General features: G+C 68.8%; 17 protein-coding genes and 1 pseudogene. 10 read left to right on the top strand and 8 right to left on the bottom strand.

Annotated features, from left to right (window positions below; all coding sequences use genetic code 11):
* Window positions 1–185 precede the first annotated feature (185 nt).
* Together mscL and ACQPWU_RS10205 are read left to right on the top strand one after the other, a co-directional pair.
* A complete protein-coding gene (mscL, locus tag ACQPWU_RS10210; protein ID WP_433438591.1) occupies window positions 186–605 on the top strand; it encodes a large conductance mechanosensitive channel protein MscL in 420 nt (139 codons plus the stop codon).
* A gap of 85 nt (window positions 606–690) precedes the next feature.
* Entirely contained in the window at window positions 691–1,266 is a 576-nt protein-coding gene (locus ACQPWU_RS10205) for a hypothetical protein (RefSeq protein WP_433438590.1), read from the top strand.
* Here ACQPWU_RS10205 and ACQPWU_RS10200 read toward each other — a convergent pair.
* Window positions 1,263–2,174, bottom strand: a complete 912-nt coding sequence (locus ACQPWU_RS10200; protein ID WP_433438589.1) for a threonine ammonia-lyase — start codon at window positions 2,172–2,174, stop codon at window positions 1,263–1,265. The genes ACQPWU_RS10205 and ACQPWU_RS10200 overlap by 4 nt on opposite strands.
* Before the next feature lie 43 nt (window positions 2,175–2,217).
* Here ACQPWU_RS10200 and pip point away from each other — a divergent pair, with 43 nt between their 5' ends.
* Entirely contained in the window at window positions 2,218–3,189 is a 972-nt protein-coding gene (pip, locus tag ACQPWU_RS10195; protein ID WP_433438588.1) for a prolyl aminopeptidase, read from the top strand.
* Here the strand turns inward: pip and ACQPWU_RS10190 are convergent.
* Window positions 3,143–3,691 carry a phosphatase PAP2 family protein gene (locus ACQPWU_RS10190; RefSeq protein ID WP_433438587.1) on the bottom strand — a complete coding sequence of 183 codons (549 nt, stop codon included), beginning with the start codon at window positions 3,689–3,691 and terminating at the stop codon, window positions 3,143–3,145. The genes pip and ACQPWU_RS10190 overlap by 47 nt on opposite strands.
* A gap of 113 nt (window positions 3,692–3,804) precedes the next feature.
* The gene (locus ACQPWU_RS10185; protein WP_433438586.1) at window positions 3,805–4,110 is read right to left on the bottom strand and encodes a hypothetical protein; all 306 of its coding nucleotides are present in this window, start codon (window positions 4,108–4,110) and stop codon (window positions 3,805–3,807) included.
* Between the two features lie 78 nt (window positions 4,111–4,188).
* Here ACQPWU_RS10185 and ACQPWU_RS10180 point away from each other — a divergent pair, with 78 nt between their 5' ends.
* On the top strand, window positions 4,189–4,983 hold the full coding sequence (locus tag ACQPWU_RS10180; protein WP_360686774.1) for a universal stress protein: 795 nt from the start codon (window positions 4,189–4,191) through the stop codon (window positions 4,981–4,983).
* Window positions 4,984–5,051: 68 nt separating this feature from the next.
* Here ACQPWU_RS10180 and ACQPWU_RS10175 read toward each other — a convergent pair whose 3' ends face one another.
* Both ACQPWU_RS10175 and ACQPWU_RS10170 read right to left on the bottom strand, forming a co-directional pair.
* The gene (locus ACQPWU_RS10175; RefSeq protein ID WP_433438585.1) at window positions 5,052–6,167 is read right to left on the bottom strand and encodes a glycosyltransferase; all 1,116 of its coding nucleotides are present in this window, start codon (window positions 6,165–6,167) and stop codon (window positions 5,052–5,054) included.
* Complete coding sequence (locus ACQPWU_RS10170) at window positions 6,164–7,135, bottom strand: glucosyl-3-phosphoglycerate synthase (protein WP_433438584.1); 972 nt, start codon at window positions 7,133–7,135, stop codon at window positions 6,164–6,166. The genes ACQPWU_RS10175 and ACQPWU_RS10170 overlap by 4 nt, the downstream gene beginning before the upstream one ends.
* An 18-nt stretch (window positions 7,136–7,153) precedes the next feature.
* Between ACQPWU_RS10170 and ACQPWU_RS10165 the strand changes: the two genes are divergently transcribed.
* Window positions 7,154–8,224: a Gfo/Idh/MocA family protein gene (locus tag ACQPWU_RS10165; protein ID WP_433438583.1), complete on the top strand. Its 1,071-nt coding sequence runs from the start codon at window positions 7,154–7,156 to the stop codon at window positions 8,222–8,224.
* Window positions 8,221–9,324 (top strand): zinc-dependent alcohol dehydrogenase, encoded by a 1,104-nt coding sequence (locus ACQPWU_RS10160; RefSeq protein WP_433438582.1) that lies wholly within the window; start codon window positions 8,221–8,223, stop codon window positions 9,322–9,324. Before ACQPWU_RS10165 ends, ACQPWU_RS10160 begins: the two co-directional genes overlap by 4 nt.
* Before the next feature lie 9 nt (window positions 9,325–9,333).
* Here ACQPWU_RS10160 and ACQPWU_RS10155 read toward each other — a convergent pair.
* The 3 genes and pseudogenes from ACQPWU_RS10155 to ACQPWU_RS10145 form a co-directional block, all read right to left on the bottom strand.
* A pseudogene (locus ACQPWU_RS10155) lies at window positions 9,334–10,512 on the bottom strand (MGH1-like glycoside hydrolase domain-containing protein); the annotation flags it as partial.
* On the bottom strand, window positions 10,509–11,294 hold the full coding sequence (locus ACQPWU_RS10150; protein WP_433438581.1) for a sugar phosphate isomerase/epimerase family protein: 786 nt from the start codon (window positions 11,292–11,294) through the stop codon (window positions 10,509–10,511). The gene ACQPWU_RS10150 and the pseudogene ACQPWU_RS10155, both read right to left, overlap by 4 nt.
* Window positions 11,295–11,296: 2 nt before the next feature.
* Complete coding sequence (locus ACQPWU_RS10145; RefSeq protein WP_433438580.1) at window positions 11,297–12,325, bottom strand: zinc-dependent alcohol dehydrogenase; 1,029 nt, start codon at window positions 12,323–12,325, stop codon at window positions 11,297–11,299.
* A gap of 377 nt (window positions 12,326–12,702) precedes the next feature.
* Between ACQPWU_RS10145 and ACQPWU_RS10140 the strand changes: the two genes are divergently transcribed.
* From ACQPWU_RS10140 to ACQPWU_RS10125, 4 genes are read left to right on the top strand one after another with little or no spacing between them, the layout of a single operon-like run.
* Window positions 12,703–14,073: an ABC transporter substrate-binding protein gene (locus ACQPWU_RS10140; protein ID WP_433438579.1), complete on the top strand. Its 1,371-nt coding sequence runs from the start codon at window positions 12,703–12,705 to the stop codon at window positions 14,071–14,073.
* Window positions 14,070–14,978, top strand: coding sequence for a carbohydrate ABC transporter permease (locus ACQPWU_RS10135; protein WP_433438578.1), 909 nt, complete (start codon window positions 14,070–14,072; stop codon window positions 14,976–14,978). The genes ACQPWU_RS10140 and ACQPWU_RS10135 overlap by 4 nt, the downstream gene beginning before the upstream one ends.
* On the top strand, window positions 14,965–15,810 hold the full coding sequence (locus ACQPWU_RS10130) for a carbohydrate ABC transporter permease (RefSeq protein WP_433438577.1): 846 nt from the start codon (window positions 14,965–14,967) through the stop codon (window positions 15,808–15,810). The genes ACQPWU_RS10135 and ACQPWU_RS10130 overlap by 14 nt, the downstream gene beginning before the upstream one ends.
* 3 nt (window positions 15,811–15,813) lie before the next feature.
* Window positions 15,814–16,971, top strand: a complete 1,158-nt coding sequence (locus tag ACQPWU_RS10125; RefSeq protein ID WP_433438576.1) for an ROK family transcriptional regulator — start codon at window positions 15,814–15,816, stop codon at window positions 16,969–16,971.
* Window position 16,972: the final 1 nt, after the last annotated feature.

Here is a 16,972-nt window from a genome sequence, read left to right as displayed (position 1 = left end):
TCCCTTGCGGTCTCTCCCATGTTCCGTTCCCTCGCTCTACCCGACAAGCCGCTTTGTTCCTTCCACTGTCGCCACGTCATTACTCCAGCTGAAAAAGGGTGAGCCGTCCCCGACGGCGCGGTATCGGAGGCGGCCCACGCATCCAGCATGGTTTGCCACAGCCGATCCTGGCTACGTGCTGGCCCATGGGCGGCTTCAGAAGGTTCTTACTCCGGGGCAACATCGTCGAGCTCGCGGTGGCGGTGATCGTCGGCGCCACGTTCAGCGGTCTGGTTCAGGCCCTCGTCACCGATCTGATCACCCCGCTGATCGGCGCCATCACGGGCGGCAGGCAGCCGAACTTCTCCGACTACTCCTTCACGATCAACGGCAGCCAGTTCAAGTACGGCGACTTCCTCAACCACCTGCTCAGCTTCCTGGTCGTCTCCGTGGTCATCTACTGGCTGATCGTGGCCCCGATGACCCGGTTGATCAGCCTGTTCGACCGGGACAAGAAGGCCACGACCAAGCAGTGCCCCGAATGCCTCACCGACATCCCGGCAGAGGCCCGCCGGTGCGCCGCCTGCACGGTCGAGCTGGTGCCGGATTCGGAGAAGCCCACGTAGGTTTGCCCAAAGATGGCCCGCGCGGCTTTCCGGCACTTGGGCGCAGTGGTGCGCGGGCAGGGTGCCGGTCCGACAAGATGGACCGATGAGCGTTGAGTTGATGGTGTGGGACGAGCCGGTGCCGATCAGCAGGGACCAGGCCCGCGCCACCTATCTGGCGGTGAAGCGCACTTCCCCCGTGGCCGGAGGAGAGGTGCCCGACGTCGCCAAGGAGCTGCCCGGAGAGGTCACGCTCTATCCGGGCCACGTGCTCGTGTCGATGGACCTGGACACGATGGACGAGACGTCCGCGCAGGTCTTCACGGTCGCCCAGGCACACGGGCTGGTCTGCTACGACCCGCAGCGCGACCTGGTGCACAACGTGGCGCCGCTCGGCGTGTACGAGGGCATGCAGCTCCACACGGGCGACGGCATGATCGTCCACGACCCGGACCTCGGCCTCGTCCACGACGTCCTGGCCACACTGTCAGCGCAGAATCCGTTCGTGGCCCTGGTCAACTTCGGCCGCCACTTCCTACAGGTCTCCCCCGGCTACGAGCTGGAGTACAAGGAGGGCACGCTGATCCGGACCATGGTGCCCGAGCTGGCGGAGGTGCAGGCGGCCTTCAACGAGTACGCCACGGGCGACCGCTCATTCCTGAGCCGCCACGAGTGGACCTAGATCACCTGCCTGAGCAGGGCGGGATCGACGTTCCCCCCGGACAGCACGACCACCGTGCGCCCGGCCGGGACCCTGCCGGACAGGAGCGCCGCCGTGGTGACCGCCCCGCTGGGCTCGGCCACGAGCCGCGCCGACCGCGCCAGGTGGCCCATGGCGGCCCTGATCTCGTCCTCAGACACGGTGACGATCCCGTCGAGCCGCCGGCTGAGGTGCGCGAACGTCAGCTCGGACAGCCCCGTACGCAGCCCGTCGGCCATCGTCTTGAACGTCCGGGCCGCCCCCCACTGCACCAGGTGCCCGGCGGCCAGGCTCTCCGCGGCGTCGGCGGCCAGCTCGGGCTCGACCCCGATCACCTTGGCGTCGGGCCGCAGCGCCTTGACGGCCGTGCTGACCCCGGAGGCCAGCCCGCCGCCGCCCACCGGCACGAGCACCACCTCGACCTCGGGCGAGTCCTCGACGATCTCCAGTCCGACGGTCCCCTGCCCCGCGATCACCAACGGATGGTCGTAGGGCGGCACCAGCGTCAGCCCCCGCTCCTGCGCCAGCTTCTCGGCGACGACCTCCCGCTGATCGGGCGGCACGATGACGGTCTCGGCGCCCCATCCTTCGATGGCGGCCAGCTTCACCTGGGGCGCCCCCTCGGGCACGACCACCACGCACGGCACCCCGAACTCCTTGGCCGCATAGGCCAGGGCCTGCCCGTGATTGCCGGACGAGTGGGTGACGACGCCGTCGGGCCGCAACGAGGCCACGGCGTTGTAGGCTCCCCGGATCTTGAACGCTCCAACGGGTTGCAGGCTCTCCGGCTTCACCAACGCCTCGCCCATCCGCACGAGCGGCGTCCGCACCGCCACTCCCTTGATTCGGCCGGCCGCGGCGCGGATGTCATCAATGGTCACGAGCTCCATGCGATCATCCTACGGACCGGCAATCGAGGCAGGATCGGGGACCATGAGAACGCTGTACCCACCCATCGAACCGTACGAGTCGGGCCTGCTGGATGTGGGCGACGGCAACCAGATCTACTGGGAGGTCTGCGGCAACCCCGGCGGCAAGCCCGCCGTCATGCTGCACGGCGGCCCCGGCGGCGGGTGCACGGCCAAGCACCGGAGCCAGTGGGACCCGGAGCTCTACCGGATCGTCCTGTTCGACCAGCGAAACTGCGGTCGCAGCCTGCCCCACGCCAGCGACCCGGCCACCGACCTCACTGCCAACACCACCTGGAACCTGGTGGCCGACATGGAGAAACTGCGCGAGCACCTCGGCATCGACAGGTGGCAGGTGTTCGGCGGCTCCTGGGGAAGCGCGCTGGCGCTCGCGTACGCGCAGGCGCATCCTGGGCGTACGACCGAGCTGGTCCTGCGGGGGATCTTCATGCTGCGGCCCCACGAGCTGCGCTGGTTCTACCAGGAGGGCGCCTCCTACCTGTTCCCCGACCTGTGGGAGTCGTACGTGGCGCCCATTCCGCCCGAGGAGCGCGGCGATCTCATGGCCGCGTTCCGCAGACGGCTCGAGGGAGACGACGCGGCCGCCAGGCTGGCCGCGGCCAAGGCGTGGACCCAGTGGGAGGGGGGCACGATCTCGCTGCTGCCCGACCCGGACCGGGTCGAGGAGTACGGCGAGGACAAGCATGCCGTCTGCTTCGCCCGCATCGAGAACCACTACTTCCATCACGGCGGCTGGTTCGAGCCCGACCAGCTCATCAGGGACGTGGACAAGATCCGGCACATCCCCGCCGTGATCGTGCAGGGCCGTTACGACGCCTGCACGCCCATGGCCACCGCCTGGGACCTGCACAAGGCCTGGCCGGAGGCCGCCTTCCAGGTCGTCCACGACGCCGGGCACGCCTTCACCGAGCCTGGCATCACGGACCGGCTCATCGCGGCGACAGACGGCTTCTCGCGAGCCGTACCGCCGGAGTGACGGCCCCCACCACCAGCAGCGCGAACAGCGGCGCCAGCGTCAGCCCGACGAGGTAGCCCGCGACCACGTCGTGCGGATAGTGCACGCCCACGAAGACGCGTGAGAACGCCATGACCGCCGCCAGCGGCAGCACCACCCACGCGAGGGCGCGCCAGGCCAAAACGAGCGTGGCCGCGGCGCCGGCCGCGATCACCGAGTGGTTGCTGGGGAAGGACCAGTCGGCGGAGGGCGGGCACGCGGCGATCGTGGTGATCCCGCCCCGGCATGGCCGGTCCTCCCTGACGATGGTCTTGACGACCTCGCTCACGACGTATGCGAACACCACCCCGGCCGGACCCGCGATCACCAGCGCCAGGTCACGGGCCGGACCCCGCCACGCCCGGTGGGCGGCGACAGCGAACAGCGCCACGAACAGGAATAACCCGGCGTCCGTCCCGACTTCGGCGAGCGTGTGCAGCCATCCAGGCGTGGTCATGGCGAAGTCGACGATGTCGCGGTACACGGGTGTCCAATCCGTTAATCAGCAGTGGACACGACCTTACGAACTATCGCCGTCAAATATCTCGACCATTCGGCCAAATACCTCGACCATTTGGTCGAAATATCGGGAGAGGCCTAGAAGAGGAACTGCCGGGTGAGGGCTGCCTGCTGGCTCTCCAGCTCGCCTCTGGTGATGAGTCCCCGGTCGAACGCCTCGGCGGTGGCGTCGCGGGAGGCGACGTAGTAGGCGGCCATGATCTCGCTGCGGAGCGGCGTGAACCCGCGCTCAACGCAGTCGGAGAAGATGGTGACCTTCTGGTCCACGGTGTCCGCGGCCACCGTGCAGGCCAAATCATGCTCCCTGAGCTGCTGAACCGCTTCACGGAGCGTGACCATGACGGACCCGTTGAAGTTGAAGCGGGTATCAAGGGTGATCTTCACTTTTTTACGCCTCCACAGGTTTACAACGTTCCGATCAAGGCCGCGTATTCCCAGCTCAGAGCGGGTAGGAGGGCAGTCGTGATCGGAGAGCACGTGATCGTCGGCTACACCACCGACCAGGGCGGGCGGGATGCGCTGGCCCTCGGCGCGGCGATCACACGCGTCACGGGCGGCGAGCTGACGGTGGCCACGATCTACCCGCCGGGCAGCCCGGGGCTGGCGGTGGAGGCGCAGGCCAACCTGGCGCACGCGGCCGAGGAGCTGGGGCCCACCCCGGCCGAGTACATCACGTACGAGAGCAGGGGCACGGGTCGCGGGCTTTCGGTGCTGGCCAGCCGGATCAGGGCCGACCTGATCGTGGTCGGCTCGGCGGACGGCGGCCAGCGCGGCCGCATCGCGATCGGCTCCACCTCCGACCACCTGCTCCACCTGTCGTCCGAGGCGGTCATGCTGACGCCCGCCCAGTACGTCCCCGTCAACGGGCCGGAGCGCCTCACACTCGCCTACGTGCACCGGCCGCAGTGCGACGAGGCGGTCGAACGCATCGCGCAGGCGGCGCTGCGGCTCGGCATCCCGCTCCGGCTGATCACCCTCGACCTGCGCACGGAGGACCAGGGCAAGCTCAGGGACGACCTCGCGCTGGCGGTGCGGCTGGCGTGGGAGTCCACGGGGATCGAGGCGGAGTCGGAGGTGGCCGAGGGGCACGACGTGGCCGCCGCGCTCGCGGACGTCGAGTGGGCCCCTGGCGAGTTGCTGGTGTGCGCGGCGAGCGAGGACGCGCAACCGCACCGGGTGTTCCTGGGCGAGCTGGCCATGAAGGCGCTGCGGGCCTCGCCCTGCCCGGTCATCGTGCTACCCCGCGGCTTCGCCTGACCCCCTTCGGGAGGGCACGGCACGCCCGATGGAGGTGCGGACGAGGGACCGTTCGAGAGCGGGCAAGGTCAACGGGCTATGACTCGCTCGTACAGCTCCAGGTAGCGCTCCGCCATGACGGACGGCGAGAAGCGGCGCCGGGCCTCCCTGCGGCACTCCTCGGGATCGATCTCGTCCACCCGCAGCACCCACTCCGCCAGCTCCTCCTCGGAGTCGGCCAGGAACCCGGTGCGGCCGTGGTCGATGATCTCGGGCAGGCAGCCGCGGCGCAGGCCGACCGGGGGCACTCCGAGCGCGAGCGCCTCAACGACCGCCGTGCCGCCGGGCTCGTCCCACTGGATCGGGAAGAGCGCGGCCCTGGCCGAGGCGTAGAGGTCGTCTCTGGCCGCGCCGCCCACCGCTCCGACCCACCTGACCAGCTTCCCGTCAAGGTAGCGGGACACCTGGTCGAGGTGGTAGCGGACGTCAGGGTGGCTGTGCAGCGGGTGGTACGGGTTCTGGACGACGACGTCCAGCTCGGCGGCGGTGTCCCGGCCGCTGACCGGCCCCGCGAGCACCAGGGGGAGGCCGAGCTTCTGGCAGATCCTGGCCGCCACGTGCTGGCCCTTGAGCGCGCAGATCCGGCCCATGACCACCAGGTGCTCGCCCTGATCGACCCGCAGGTCGCGGTCGGCGAGCGGGCTGGCCAGGTAGACGGCGCCGAGCGAGGCCGCGCGCAGGGCGCCGGGGGCGCGGGCGAGCTGCGACTGCGAGACGCCGTTCACCGCGATCCCCGGCGGGAAGGCGCCGTAGAAGGCCGGATGCTTGTGCAGGTCCCAGTGAAGGGTGTGCAGGACAGGCGGTCCGGCGAGCGCCGACAGCACCGTGGGCCCGACGACCTCTACGTGGTCGTGGACGAGGTCGATGTCGTCGCGGGCGCGCAGCTCGGCCGCCACCCTGGCCTGGTGTGCGTGCGCGATCCCCATGACCAGGTTGTACGGCTTCTGCAGCTCCGTGAACTGACCGTCGTCGAAGACGCTGATCAGCTCGTCCACTTCGAGCGTGCTGGACCCGACGGAGGCCAGGACGACCTGCACGCCGCGCTCGCGCAGCGCGGGCACCAGCGTGGCCACCACGTTCTCGATCCCCCCGTAGCCGGGGGGCGGGACCGCGAGCCACGGCCCCGCGTTCACCAGGACTTTCATGCCACATCCTCCTCAAGCACGAGGGAGGCGAGCGGGGGTCGCTCCGCCACGGCCATGTCCACCAGGTCAACCCCTTCGAGCCCGAACTGCAGCATCGTGTGCGCTGGAGGTTCGGCCGGCAGTATCCGGCCCTGCCGCTCCAGGCGGGACCAGGCGGTGAGCATGATCTGCCCGGCCATCCGGCCGAGCGCGGCCATCGACTGGTGCGAGTGCGTACGCGTGCCCAGGTCCACCTGGGCCATCGCGTCCAGCCCGATGAGCTGGAAAAGGTCGACGAGGAGCCCGAACTCCACGCCGTACTCGGTGACGAACGGCACCTGTTCCAGCACCTCGCGCCTGGCGGCGTACTCGCCGCCGAGAGGCTGGGCGAACCCGGCCAGCTCCGGCCAGAACATGTTGAGCAGGGGCCTGGCCACCAGCTCGGTCACGCGCCCGCCCGCGCCGCGGCGCACGACCCCGTCGTCGCCCGTGAACGGCCGCTCGTACATCCCCTTGACGAAGTGGATGTCGCTGTTCACCAGCAGCGGCCCCACCAGGCCGGACACGAAGTGCGCCGGGAAGTTGCGCAGGTCCGCGTCCACGAACACGACGATGTCGCCGCTGGAGGCGGCCAGCCCCTTCCACAGCGCCTCGCCCTTGCCTGTCAGCGGCGGCAGGTGCGAGAGCACCTGGTCCTGTGCCACCACGCGGGCGCCCGCTTCGCGCGCCCGTTCGGCGGTGGCGTCGGTGGAGTTGGAGTCGACGACCAGGATCTCGTCGACGAGCGGCAGGCGCTCGACGAGGTCACGGCGGATCACACGGACGATGTCGCCCACCGTGAGTTCTTCGTCACGCGCCGGAAGTACGACGCTTACCGTCGTGGATCCCTTGGCCAGCATTAAGGCACCGACCGGCCACTCGGCTGCTGTGCTCGAGTGCGGACCGTACCACTCCTGGACCCTGGCCAAGGCTAGAAGATCTGTCTCCATGCAGTCAGCCCCGATCTCATGAGGTCACGACTTCTGCCCGATCTATGCGCCTTTGAACCTCATTGTTTGGCCGCGAGTAGACGTGGCATATGCCGGATTGTGTCCCCAATGACTCGCGTCGGCATCATAGGTGCCGGAAATGTCGCAGCTCGCCACGCAGATGTACTATCCGGCTTCCCCGATGTCACGATCGCTGGGATCGCCGACACAGATCCCCACAAGGCCGAGGCTCTGGCCTCAAGGCATGGAACCGCCGCCTTTGGCGGCCATGCCGACCTCCTCAGTGCCGGCGGTCTTGACGCCGTCTACGTATGTGTGCCTCCTTTTGCGCACGGTAACCCGGAACAAGATGTTCTGTCGTGTAATCTGCCGATTTTTGTGGAAAAACCCCTTTCTCTCGACCTCCAAACCGCAGAAATCATCGCGTCCGAAATCGAGCGGAGATCTCTGCCGTCCGCGGTCGGCCACCACTGGCGCTATCTCGACATCCTCCAGCAGGCCCGCGACCTTCTCGCCGAGCGTCCGGTACGGCTCGCCCTGGGCCACTGGCTCGACAAGGTGCCCCCGGTCGCCTGGTGGCTGGACCGGAGCATGTCCGGGGGCCAGATCGTGGAGCAGGCGGTCCACGTACTGGACCTGGCGCGGGTCCTGGTGGGCGAGGTGACGATGGTGCACGCCGTACCCGCGGACAACAAGAGCGACGGCGAGGTGGACCGGGCGACGGCGGCGGTGCTGCGCTTCGCCGACGGCGCGGCCGGGCTGCTGGCGACCTCCTGCCTGCTCGCCCAGAAGCACCGGGTGGGCCTGGAGGTGTGCGCCGAGGGCCTCGCGCTGGAGCTCAGCGAAACGCGGCTGCTCGTGGACGGCGAACGGGTGATCGAGGACGACGGCCTGGCGAAGACGCGGGTGGACCGGGAGTTCATCAACGCCGTGCAGGGTAAGGACGCCGACGTACGCGTGCCGTACGGTGAGGCCCTGCGGACCCATCGCCTGGCGCTGGCGCTCGCACGGTCCGCTGCCGAACGGAGGCCGGTGATGCTCAATGACGGCGCCCCAGCGACCGAGCCGCCTCACGGAGTGAGGCCATGAACGCAGTGCTCAGCATCGAGGGGCCCGGCGAGGTCTGCCTGGTGCAGGAGAAGCTGCCCGAGATCCCCGAGGGCGGGTTCATGGTGGCGACCACCCACAGTGGCGTCTCGGCCGGCACCGAGCTGACCTACGTCAAGGGCACCAACCCCTACCTGTCCTCGAGCTGGGATCCGGCGCTCGGGCTGTTCACGGAGGGCGCGCCGTCGGTGAGCTATCCCGTGCGCGGCATCGGCTACATGCAGGTCGGCCTGGTGGTGGAGACGCGCACGCGGGCGGTGAGCGAAGGCGCGCTGGTCGCGATGTGCTACGGGCACCGCACGGCGTACGTGGCGGACCCGATGAACGACCGGTTCGTGGCGCTGCCGGACGACCTCGACCCGATACTCGGCGTCTACGTCGCCCACATGGGCCCGATCTGCGCCAACGGCCTCCTGCACGCCGCCCATGACCTGCACGGCCCGGCCGTGCAGCAGCTCGGCGACGGCGTGCGCGGGCGGCGGGTCGCGGTCGTGGGCGCCGGCGTGGTCGGGCTGCTGACGGCCTGCTTCGCCATGTCCTGCGACGCGGCCGAGGTCGTGGTCGTGGACGAGACCCCGGCCAGGCTCGCGGTCGCCGAAGCGCTCGGCGCGAACGTCCTGGCGGCCGACAACGATCCGGCGATGGACCTGAAGCGCCGCTGGCGGCACGGCCGCGACGACCGGGGCGCCGACGTGGTGTTCCAGTGCCGCGGCCAGACCAGGGCGCTGGCGCTCGGCCTCAGGATGCTCCGCCCCCAGGGCACGCTGGTGGATCTCGCCTTCTACACCAAGGGCGCGGATGAGGTGCGGCTGGGCGAGGAGTTCCACCACAACGGGCTGACGGTGCGCTGCGCCCAGATCGGCCGGGTGCCGCGCGGCCTGGCACACGCCTGGGACAGGGAGCGGCTCTCGCACGAGACGATCTCCCTGCTCAGGCGGCACGGCACGCGGCTACGCGAGCACGTGATCACTGACCTCGTCGGCTTCGCCGAGGCCCCCCAGTTCCTTTCCGAGCTCGCGTCCAGACGCCGGCAGACCCTTCAGGCCGTGCTCTGCGACCACCTCGAGGATGAGAGCGGCTGACCAGCTGAAGTCGCGGCAGCCGTGGCCGCGCAGCGTGAACGGGTCGAAGTACTCGCGGAACCCGGCGTGCGAGAGCGCGTTGATCATCCCGTCGGCGACCAGACCGGCCAGGTCGGGACGGCGTTCGTTGAGTCCTTGCCACACGAGCCAGGTGAGGTTGATCCAGCTCGGGCCGCGCCAGTAGCGGGCCGGGTCGAACTCGGGCGCCGCCGGGGAGTAGCTGGGCAGCGCCCCGTCCTTGAGCGAGAAGCGGTCGAGCGCGGTCGCGATCAGTGCGTCGGCGACCTCGGCGGGCAGGCCGGGGAGCATGAGCGGGGTCAGCCCCGCGGTGCTGTTCGAGCGGATCAGCTCGCCGGTGCGCACGTCGCGGGCCTGGAAGAGGCCGCCGTCGAAGAGGTGCTCGACCATGGCGGCGGTCATCGCGGCCGCCTCGCGCTCGTGCGGCTCGGGGTCGAGGCCGAGCACGTCCGCGATCTTGGCCAGCGTCGCTTCCGCGACCCCGTACGCGGCGTTGAACAGCGGGCACTCGACGTGGAACTCCCCCGGCCTGCGGTATCCGGAGTCGCGGTAGGCGCGGGCGAGCGAGACGTACCGCTCGTAGTCGCGGTCGGTGGGCCGCTCGTCGGCGCTGACCGTGGCGAGGTCCCTGCGGACGAAGCCCGCGGTGGCGGGCCGCACGGCCTGCAGCGGCAGGTCCCAGGCCGGGCTGTTGTCCATGCCCGACTCCCAGGGGTGCACGATCGAGATCAGCCCTTCAGGCGAGCGCCTGGCCGCGCGCAGGAACTCCTGCTGCGCCACGAGCCGAGGGTAGATCCGGCGCAGGAACGCGGTGTCGGGCTCGGCCAGGTGCGTCTTCCACGCGGCCAGCGCGTGGACCGGCGGCTGGATGATGCCGGAGGTCGCGGACCCGGAGGGAGCGCGGGACTCCCAGAACTCCGGCCCCGGGAAGTAGGCGCCCTCCGGGACCGTGGGGTTGAACACGATGTGCGGCACCCTGCCGTCGCGCCACTGCGCGCCGAACAGGGAGAGCAGCTCCACCCTGGCCCTTCGTGGCGACCACCGGGCGTTCCCGATCGCGATGAAGGCCGAGTCCCAGCTCCACTGATGCGGGTACAGACGGCGGGAGGGAACCGTGTAGCTGCCGTCCCAGTTCGCCACCAGGACACGCACGGCGTCGCGAAGGATCATAGGTATTTCCTGACGAAGGCTGCGGTTTGGGGAAGGACGATCTCGGGCTCACCCCGCAGGCGGCATTCCAGGGCGAGGTAGCCGTCGTAGCCGACGGAGTCCAGCGTGGCCAGCTGCGCGCCCCAGTCGAGGTGGCCGGTGCCCGGCTGGTTCCTGTTGGACTCGCTGATCTGCATGTGGGCGATGTAGGGGGCGGCCTCGGCCAGGGAGCGGCAGGGGTCGTCCTCCTCGATGTTCATGTGGTACGTGTCGCCGACGACCCTGATCGCGTCCATGGAGCAGTAGGAGACGGCCTCGGCCAGGGTGTTGACCATGTGGTTCTCGTACCGGTTGAGCGGCTCCAGCATGATCAGCACGCCGTTGCGCTGCGCGTGCTCGCCCAGGATGCCCAGCGCCTCGGTCAGCACCTCGCGGTCCTCCTCGGGACTGCGCGGCGGCTCGAACGGCGGCAGCCGGCGCGAGAACTGCCCCCAGGAGGCGGGAGTCATGACGCCGATGCCGCCCAGCTCGCCGATCACCGTGAGCTGCGACCTGAGCTGCTGGATGGCGTCCATGCGCTTGGCCGGGTCGAAGTCGCCGATGAAGTGCGGCATGTCCACGCAGACCGTCGGCATGACCACGCCGTCGGCCTTGGCCCGCTTGAGCTCGGTCAGGCGACCCGCGAAGTGGAAGTCTCCCTTGCCGCGCAGTTCGATGGCGTCGAACCCGGCATCGACCGCGAACGCGAACTTCTCCTGCAGCGTGCGGCCGGGCAGAAGCTGCTCCTGTACGGCGAGCTTCACTGTCACTCCTCGAAGGTGAAGACGAGCTGGAGCACCTCGGACTGGTGCTTGTCGATCAGGTCGAAGGCCTCCGCGGCCCTCTCGACGGGGACGACGTGGCTGATCAGATCGCCGACCTCGACCTGGCCCTCGTGCACGAGAGCCATGAACGTGCGCTGCAGGCGCTCGACGTCCCACCGGTGCGCCAGCCACGAGGCGACGCCGCCGATCTGGGAGGAGACGAGCTGCACCTGGTTGTGGTGGAACTCCTCGCCCAGCCGCAGCCCGACGGCGTCGCCCTGGTAGAACCCGGCGGCCACGACCCTGCCGCCCTTGCGGACGGTCCTGATGGCCTCGTGCAGGCCCTGATGGGTGCCGCTCAGCTCGATCACGCTGTCGGCGCCCTCGATGCGCTTGCGCATGTACTCGGCCACGGAGCCCGCGCGCACGTCGATCACCTCTGCCGCGCCGAACTTCCTGGCCAGCTCCAGCCGGTCGGGGATGGCGTCGGCCGCGAGCACCCTGGCGCCGCTCAGCACGGCCAGGCGCGTGGCGAGCAGCCCGATGACGCCCTGCCCGAAGATCGCGATCTGGTCGCCGAGGTGCACGTCGGCCGCGTGCACGGCGTTGAGCGCGATGGCGCCCACGCGCGCGAACACCCCGGTCAGCGGGTCGGCGCCGGGCGGCATCACATGGCCGACGAGCTTCTCGGCCGGGACGACGGCCTCGGCACGATGACCCCAGATGCCCCACACGATGCTGCCGACGGGAGGATCCGCGACGTCGGACGCCGCCTCGACCACCTCGCCGACCTCCTGATAGCCCCAGCCGGTCAGCGGATAGGCGTGCGTCTGACCGTCGACGAAGAGCCGGCGCTCGGTGTCCCAGTGGCGATTGAGATATGGATTTGTGCCGCGATAGGCGGTGAGCTCGGTGCCTGCCGAGACGCCGGAATAGATCGTACGGACTCGTACTGAGCCCGGCACCAGGTCGGCGGGTGACTCCAGGCTGACGCGGACACGGCCTGGCTCTTCAAAGGTGGTGACGCGCATTCCCCATCACTTACGCTTATTGATCAAACAAAAGTCAAAGATTTAGTACTTGTTTGCACACGATAGTTGCGCTCGGAACACTCTTAAGTCTACGACTTCAGCCGGTAAGCGCTGCTGCAATTGGGGTTTCTGCCAGCGTGTCTTCCGGAAAGCGACCTTATCGGCAAAGCTCACCTAGCCTCACACCTGGGGTTTCTAGGGCGTGAGCCGACCTCCGGATGACCGAAATCACATAAAGTAGATCTTTTTGCGGCGAAGATCCCGATCTGTGCGCGTAGGCACGGAGTGAGTACAGACCGGTCTCGTATCGACTACCGCACGTTGCCGGGATCACGGCGAGGGTAAGGGCGGCATATCCCCTACCGGAGGAGCGTGCCATGCCGAAGAAGGTAACCGCCGTCCTCTCCCTCGCGCTGCTGGCAGCCGCTTCGCTGGCGGCGTGCGGCGACGGCGGTGGCGAGTCGTCCGCGAGCAACCAGATCACCGTCTGGACCGAGGAGAACCTCAACGACCGGATGGCCGTACAGAACCAGATCGTCGCCGAGTTCACCAAGAAGACCGGGATCAAGGTCAAGCTGGTCGGCGTGGCCGAGGACCAGTTCAGCCAGACCATGACGGCAGCCGCGGCGGCCGGAGACCTGCCGGACGCGATCGGCGCCCTGCCGCTGTCGGCCGTGCGCGAACTCGAGGCCAACGACCTGCTGGACACCGAGACGCCGGGCAAGGTCGTCGATCAGCTCGGCAGGGACTCGTTCTCGCCGCGGGCCCTGGAGCTCGACAGCTCGGGGGGCAAGCTGCTCGCGGTGCCCAGTGACGGGTGGGCGCAGCTCATCCTGTACCGCAAGGACCTGTTCGAGAAGGCCGGGCTGCAGCCGCCCGACACGTACGAACGGCTGGAGGCGGCCGCCGCCAAGCTCAACACAGGAGGGGCCGCGGGCATCACGCTGGCGATCGCGCCCAAGGACTCGTTCACCGCGCAGAGCTTCGAGCACGTCGCGCTGGCGAACGGCTGCCAGCTGGTCGACAATTCCGGAAATATCACCCTTGACTCGCCGCAGTGCGTGAGGGCCTTCGAGTTCTACGCGAAGCTGGCGAAGGACTACTCCGTCAAGGGCAAGCAGGACGTCGATTCCACCAGGGCCACCTACTTCTCGGGCAAGGCGGCCATGACCATCTGGTCGTCCTTCATCCTGGACGAGCTGGCGGGCCTGCGTAAGGACGCGCTGCCGAGCTGCCAGGAGTGCCGCGCCGACCCGCAGTGGCTGGCCAAGAACACCGGGGTGGTCACGGCGCTGAAGGGGCCCGACGGGAGCGCGCCCGCGCAGTACGGCGAGATCGTCTCGTGGGCGATCACCCGTGACGCCGCCAAGGACTCCGCGGCCAAGTTCGTCGCGTACATGATGAACGAGGGTTACGAGGGCTGGATCGGCATGGCGCCGGAGGGCAAGTTCCCGATCCGCAAGGGCTTCGAGGACAAGTGGAACAAGCTGCCCGCCGGGGTCGACTCCAAGAAGCCGCTGGCCGACATCTACCCGGCCGACGTGCTCGACGCCCTCCGCAAGAGCCCCGACACGTTCGCCCGTTGGGGCATCCCGCAGGGTCAGGGCAAGCTGGTCGGCGCCATCATGGGCGAACTGCCCGTACCCAAGGCGCTGAGCGGGGTCGTGGACGGGTCGCTGACCCCGCAGGCCGCCGCCACGCAGGCCAAGACGGACGTGGAGACGATCAAGCGCGGGATCCGGCAGTGACCCGCACGCTTCGGCAGCAGGAAGGGCGGGCCGGACTCGCACTCATTTCGCCCACGCTCATCATCACGCTGGTCGTGGTGGTGCTGCCGTTGCTGTGGGCGATCATGCTGGCGTTCCAGGACGCGCGGCTGATCAACATCAGGCGGGCGGGCCTCTTCGGGCACTACACGCTGGAGAACTTCTCGTACGTCGTCTCCGAGCCCGGCTTCTGGTCGTCCCTGGTCAACACGCTCGTCTACACCGTCGCCGGGACGGCGTTGTCGATCGCGATCGGGCTGGTGACGGCGCTGGCCCTCCGGGACAGGTTCAAGGGGCGGACCCTGGTCAGGGCCTCGATCCTGATCCCGTACGTGGCGCCCGTCGTGGCCGTGGCGTTCCTGTGGGAGACGATGCTCAACCCCCAGTACGGCATCGTCAACACCTGGCTCCACGAGCCGATCGCGTTCCTCACCCAGGCGAAGGGCGAGTTCCTCGGCGTGCAGGTGCCGGTGGCGCTGTTCACGGTGATCGCCTTCGAGGCGTGGCGGTATTTCCCGTTCGCGTTCCTGTTCATCCTGGCCAGGCTGCAGGCGCTGCCCGCCGAGCTGGACGAGGCGGCGGTGGTGGACGGGGCCACGCCGACCCAGCGGTTCCGTTACGTGATCATGCCGCAGCTCTGGCGGATCATCGCGCTGCTGTCGGTGCTGCGGTTCGTGTTCACGTTCACCAAGTTCGACGACGTCTACCTGCTGACCGGCGGCGGGGCCGGGACCGAGGTGGTCAGCGTGCGGGTCTACAACTTCCTGACCGCACGCGACGACATCGGCGCCTCGGCCGCGCAGGCGATCGTGCTGGCGGTCTTCCTGGTCGTGTTCCTGACCATCTACTTGCGGTTCTTCGGCGGGGGGAACGGTGAGCAGAGATAGATTCGAGCGCTCGCTCTTCCGGGTGCTGAAGCCCCTCGTGATTCTGGCCCTCTTCGTGGCCACCGCGTTCCCGTTCTTCTACATGGTGATGTTGTCCGTACGCGACATCCAGGAGCTCATCCTGGACCCCGGCTCGCTCTGGCCGCGCAGCTTCACCCTCGACACGTACGTGGACGTGCTGACCAAGCAGGGTTTCCTGACCTTCCTCAGGAACAGCGCGATCGTGGCGGTCGCCTCGGTGGCGTTCACGCTGCTGATCTCGATCCCGGGCGCGTACGCGGTCGCGCGGCTGCGTTTCTTCGGGCGGCGGCAGGTGCACTTCCTCTTCCTGGCGGTGTACCTGTTCCCGGCGATCGTGCTGGCCATCCCGCTGTTCGTGCTGTTCACGATGGTGGGACTGAGGGGGTCGCTTTTCGGGCTGATCGCCGTGTATATCGCGCAAACCGTCCCAGTCACGGTATACATGCTCCGCAACTACTTCGAGACCGTGCCACAGAGCGTGGAGGAAGCGGCCGCGATCGACGGGTGCACGAGGCTGTCGACCATCTGGCGCGTGGTGCTGCCGCTGTCCAAGCCCGCGCTGATGGCCACCGGCCTCTATGCGTTCATGATCGCGTGGAACGAGTTCCTGTTCGCCCTGCTCTTCCTCGTGGAGAAGCGGGAGAGCTGGACCGTTTCCCTGGGGCTCTCTCAGCTGGCGGGCAGCATAGAGATCCCCACAACGGTCCTGATGGCAGGATCGGTGGTGCTGACGCTGCCCATCGTGATCGTGTTCTTCGCCAGCGAGCGACTGCTGACGGAGGGCCTCACGGCGGGAGCAGAGAAGGGATAGATCATGCTGACGGCAGGGCAGATCCTCCAGCTCATCCGCAATGGCACCTGCCGTACACGCAAGGAACTCATCGAGTACACCGGGCTGTCCCGATCGACGATCACCGATCGGGTCGACCGGCTCATCGACGCCGGATACATCCATGAGTCCGGCGTCGGCACCTCCGGGGGCGGGCGACCGCCCTCGGTGCTCGACGTGGACGCCACCAGGCGCCTGATGCTGGTGGCCGACCTGGGCGCCACCCATGCCAGGGTGGCGCTCACCGACCTGGCCGCCAGGCCCATGGCCGAGGAGAGCACCGAGATGCGCATCGAGCTCGGGCCCGAGGCCGTCCTGTCGTGGGTGCGGCAGGCGTTCCAGCGGATGCTCGACAGGACCGGACGGCCGGCGAGCGAGGTGTGCGGCATCGGGCTCGACGTGCCCGGCTCCGTGGACCACACCAGCGGGCGGGTGATCAGGTCGTTCCTCATGCCGGGGTGGGACGACTACCCGGTGGGCGGGGCGATCGGGGAGACGTACGACGTGCCCATCCTGGTCGAGAACGACGCCAACGCGATGGCGCTGGGCGAGTGGTGGTCGTCGTGGCGGGACACGGACTCGCTGATCCTCATCAAGGTGTCGACCGGCATCGGCACCGGCATCGTTCTCGATGGGCAGATTTATCGGGGAGTCGAGGACGCCGCCGGAAACATCGGGCATGTACGGTTGCGCGAGACCGACGACCGGGTGTGCACGTGCGGTTCCCGCGGTTGCGTGGCCTCGCTGGCCAGCGGCCACGCCCTCGCCGTCGACCTGGGTCAGGAGTCCAGCCGCGACGTGGTGCGCCTCGTACAGGCGGGCGACCCCGAGGCCATCGCGCGCACTCAGGAGGCGGGCCGCACGCTGGGCATCGTGCTGGCCACCGCGGTCAGCCTGCTCAACCCGGGCGTGCTGGTGCTGGCCGGGGACATGGCGGAGACCAGGGAGCACTACCTGACGGGCATCCGGGAGATCGTCTACCGCCGCAGCCTGCCGTACACGACCAGGAATCTGGAGATCGTCCCCACCTCGTTGGGAGGCCAGGCGGGGATCGTGGGCATGGCAGTGATCGTCATGGAGCACGTGCTCTCCCCCGCCTCCGTGGACGCGGCCCTGGCCGCCCGTACGGACGCGGCGAGCTGAC

It is taken from the genome of Nonomuraea sp. CA-141351, assembly GCF_050944675.1.
Taxonomy (GTDB): Bacteria; Actinomycetota; Actinomycetes; order Streptosporangiales; family Streptosporangiaceae; genus Nonomuraea.
The sequence above is the reverse complement of the archived record's forward strand: the minus strand, read 5'-3'. Positions and strand labels throughout refer to the sequence as shown.

Bases quoted from the DNA above. Each gene is read 5' to 3' on its own strand.
- mscL (WP_433438591.1), top strand. From the start codon at position 186: ATGGGCGGCTTCAGAAGGTTCTTACTCCGGGGCAACATCGTCGAGCTC.
- ACQPWU_RS10205 (WP_433438590.1), top strand. From the start codon at position 691: ATGAGCGTTGAGTTGATGGTGTGGGACGAGCCGGTGCCGATCAGCAGG.
- ACQPWU_RS10200 (WP_433438589.1), bottom strand. From the start codon at position 2,174: ATGGAGCTCGTGACCATTGATGACATCCGCGCCGCGGCCGGCCGAATC.
- pip (WP_433438588.1), top strand. From the start codon at position 2,218: ATGAGAACGCTGTACCCACCCATCGAACCGTACGAGTCGGGCCTGCTG.
- ACQPWU_RS10175 (WP_433438585.1), bottom strand. From the start codon at position 6,167: ATGAAAGTCCTGGTGAACGCGGGGCCGTGGCTCGCGGTCCCGCCCCCC.
- ACQPWU_RS10170 (WP_433438584.1), bottom strand. From the start codon at position 7,135: ATGGAGACAGATCTTCTAGCCTTGGCCAGGGTCCAGGAGTGGTACGGT.
- ACQPWU_RS10165 (WP_433438583.1), top strand. From the start codon at position 7,154: ATGAGGTCACGACTTCTGCCCGATCTATGCGCCTTTGAACCTCATTGT.
- ACQPWU_RS10160 (WP_433438582.1), top strand. From the start codon at position 8,221: ATGAACGCAGTGCTCAGCATCGAGGGGCCCGGCGAGGTCTGCCTGGTG.
- ACQPWU_RS10145 (WP_433438580.1), bottom strand. From the start codon at position 12,325: ATGCGCGTCACCACCTTTGAAGAGCCAGGCCGTGTCCGCGTCAGCCTG.
- ACQPWU_RS10140 (WP_433438579.1), top strand. From the start codon at position 12,703: ATGCCGAAGAAGGTAACCGCCGTCCTCTCCCTCGCGCTGCTGGCAGCC.
- ACQPWU_RS10125 (WP_433438576.1), top strand. From the start codon at position 15,814: ATGCTGACGGCAGGGCAGATCCTCCAGCTCATCCGCAATGGCACCTGC.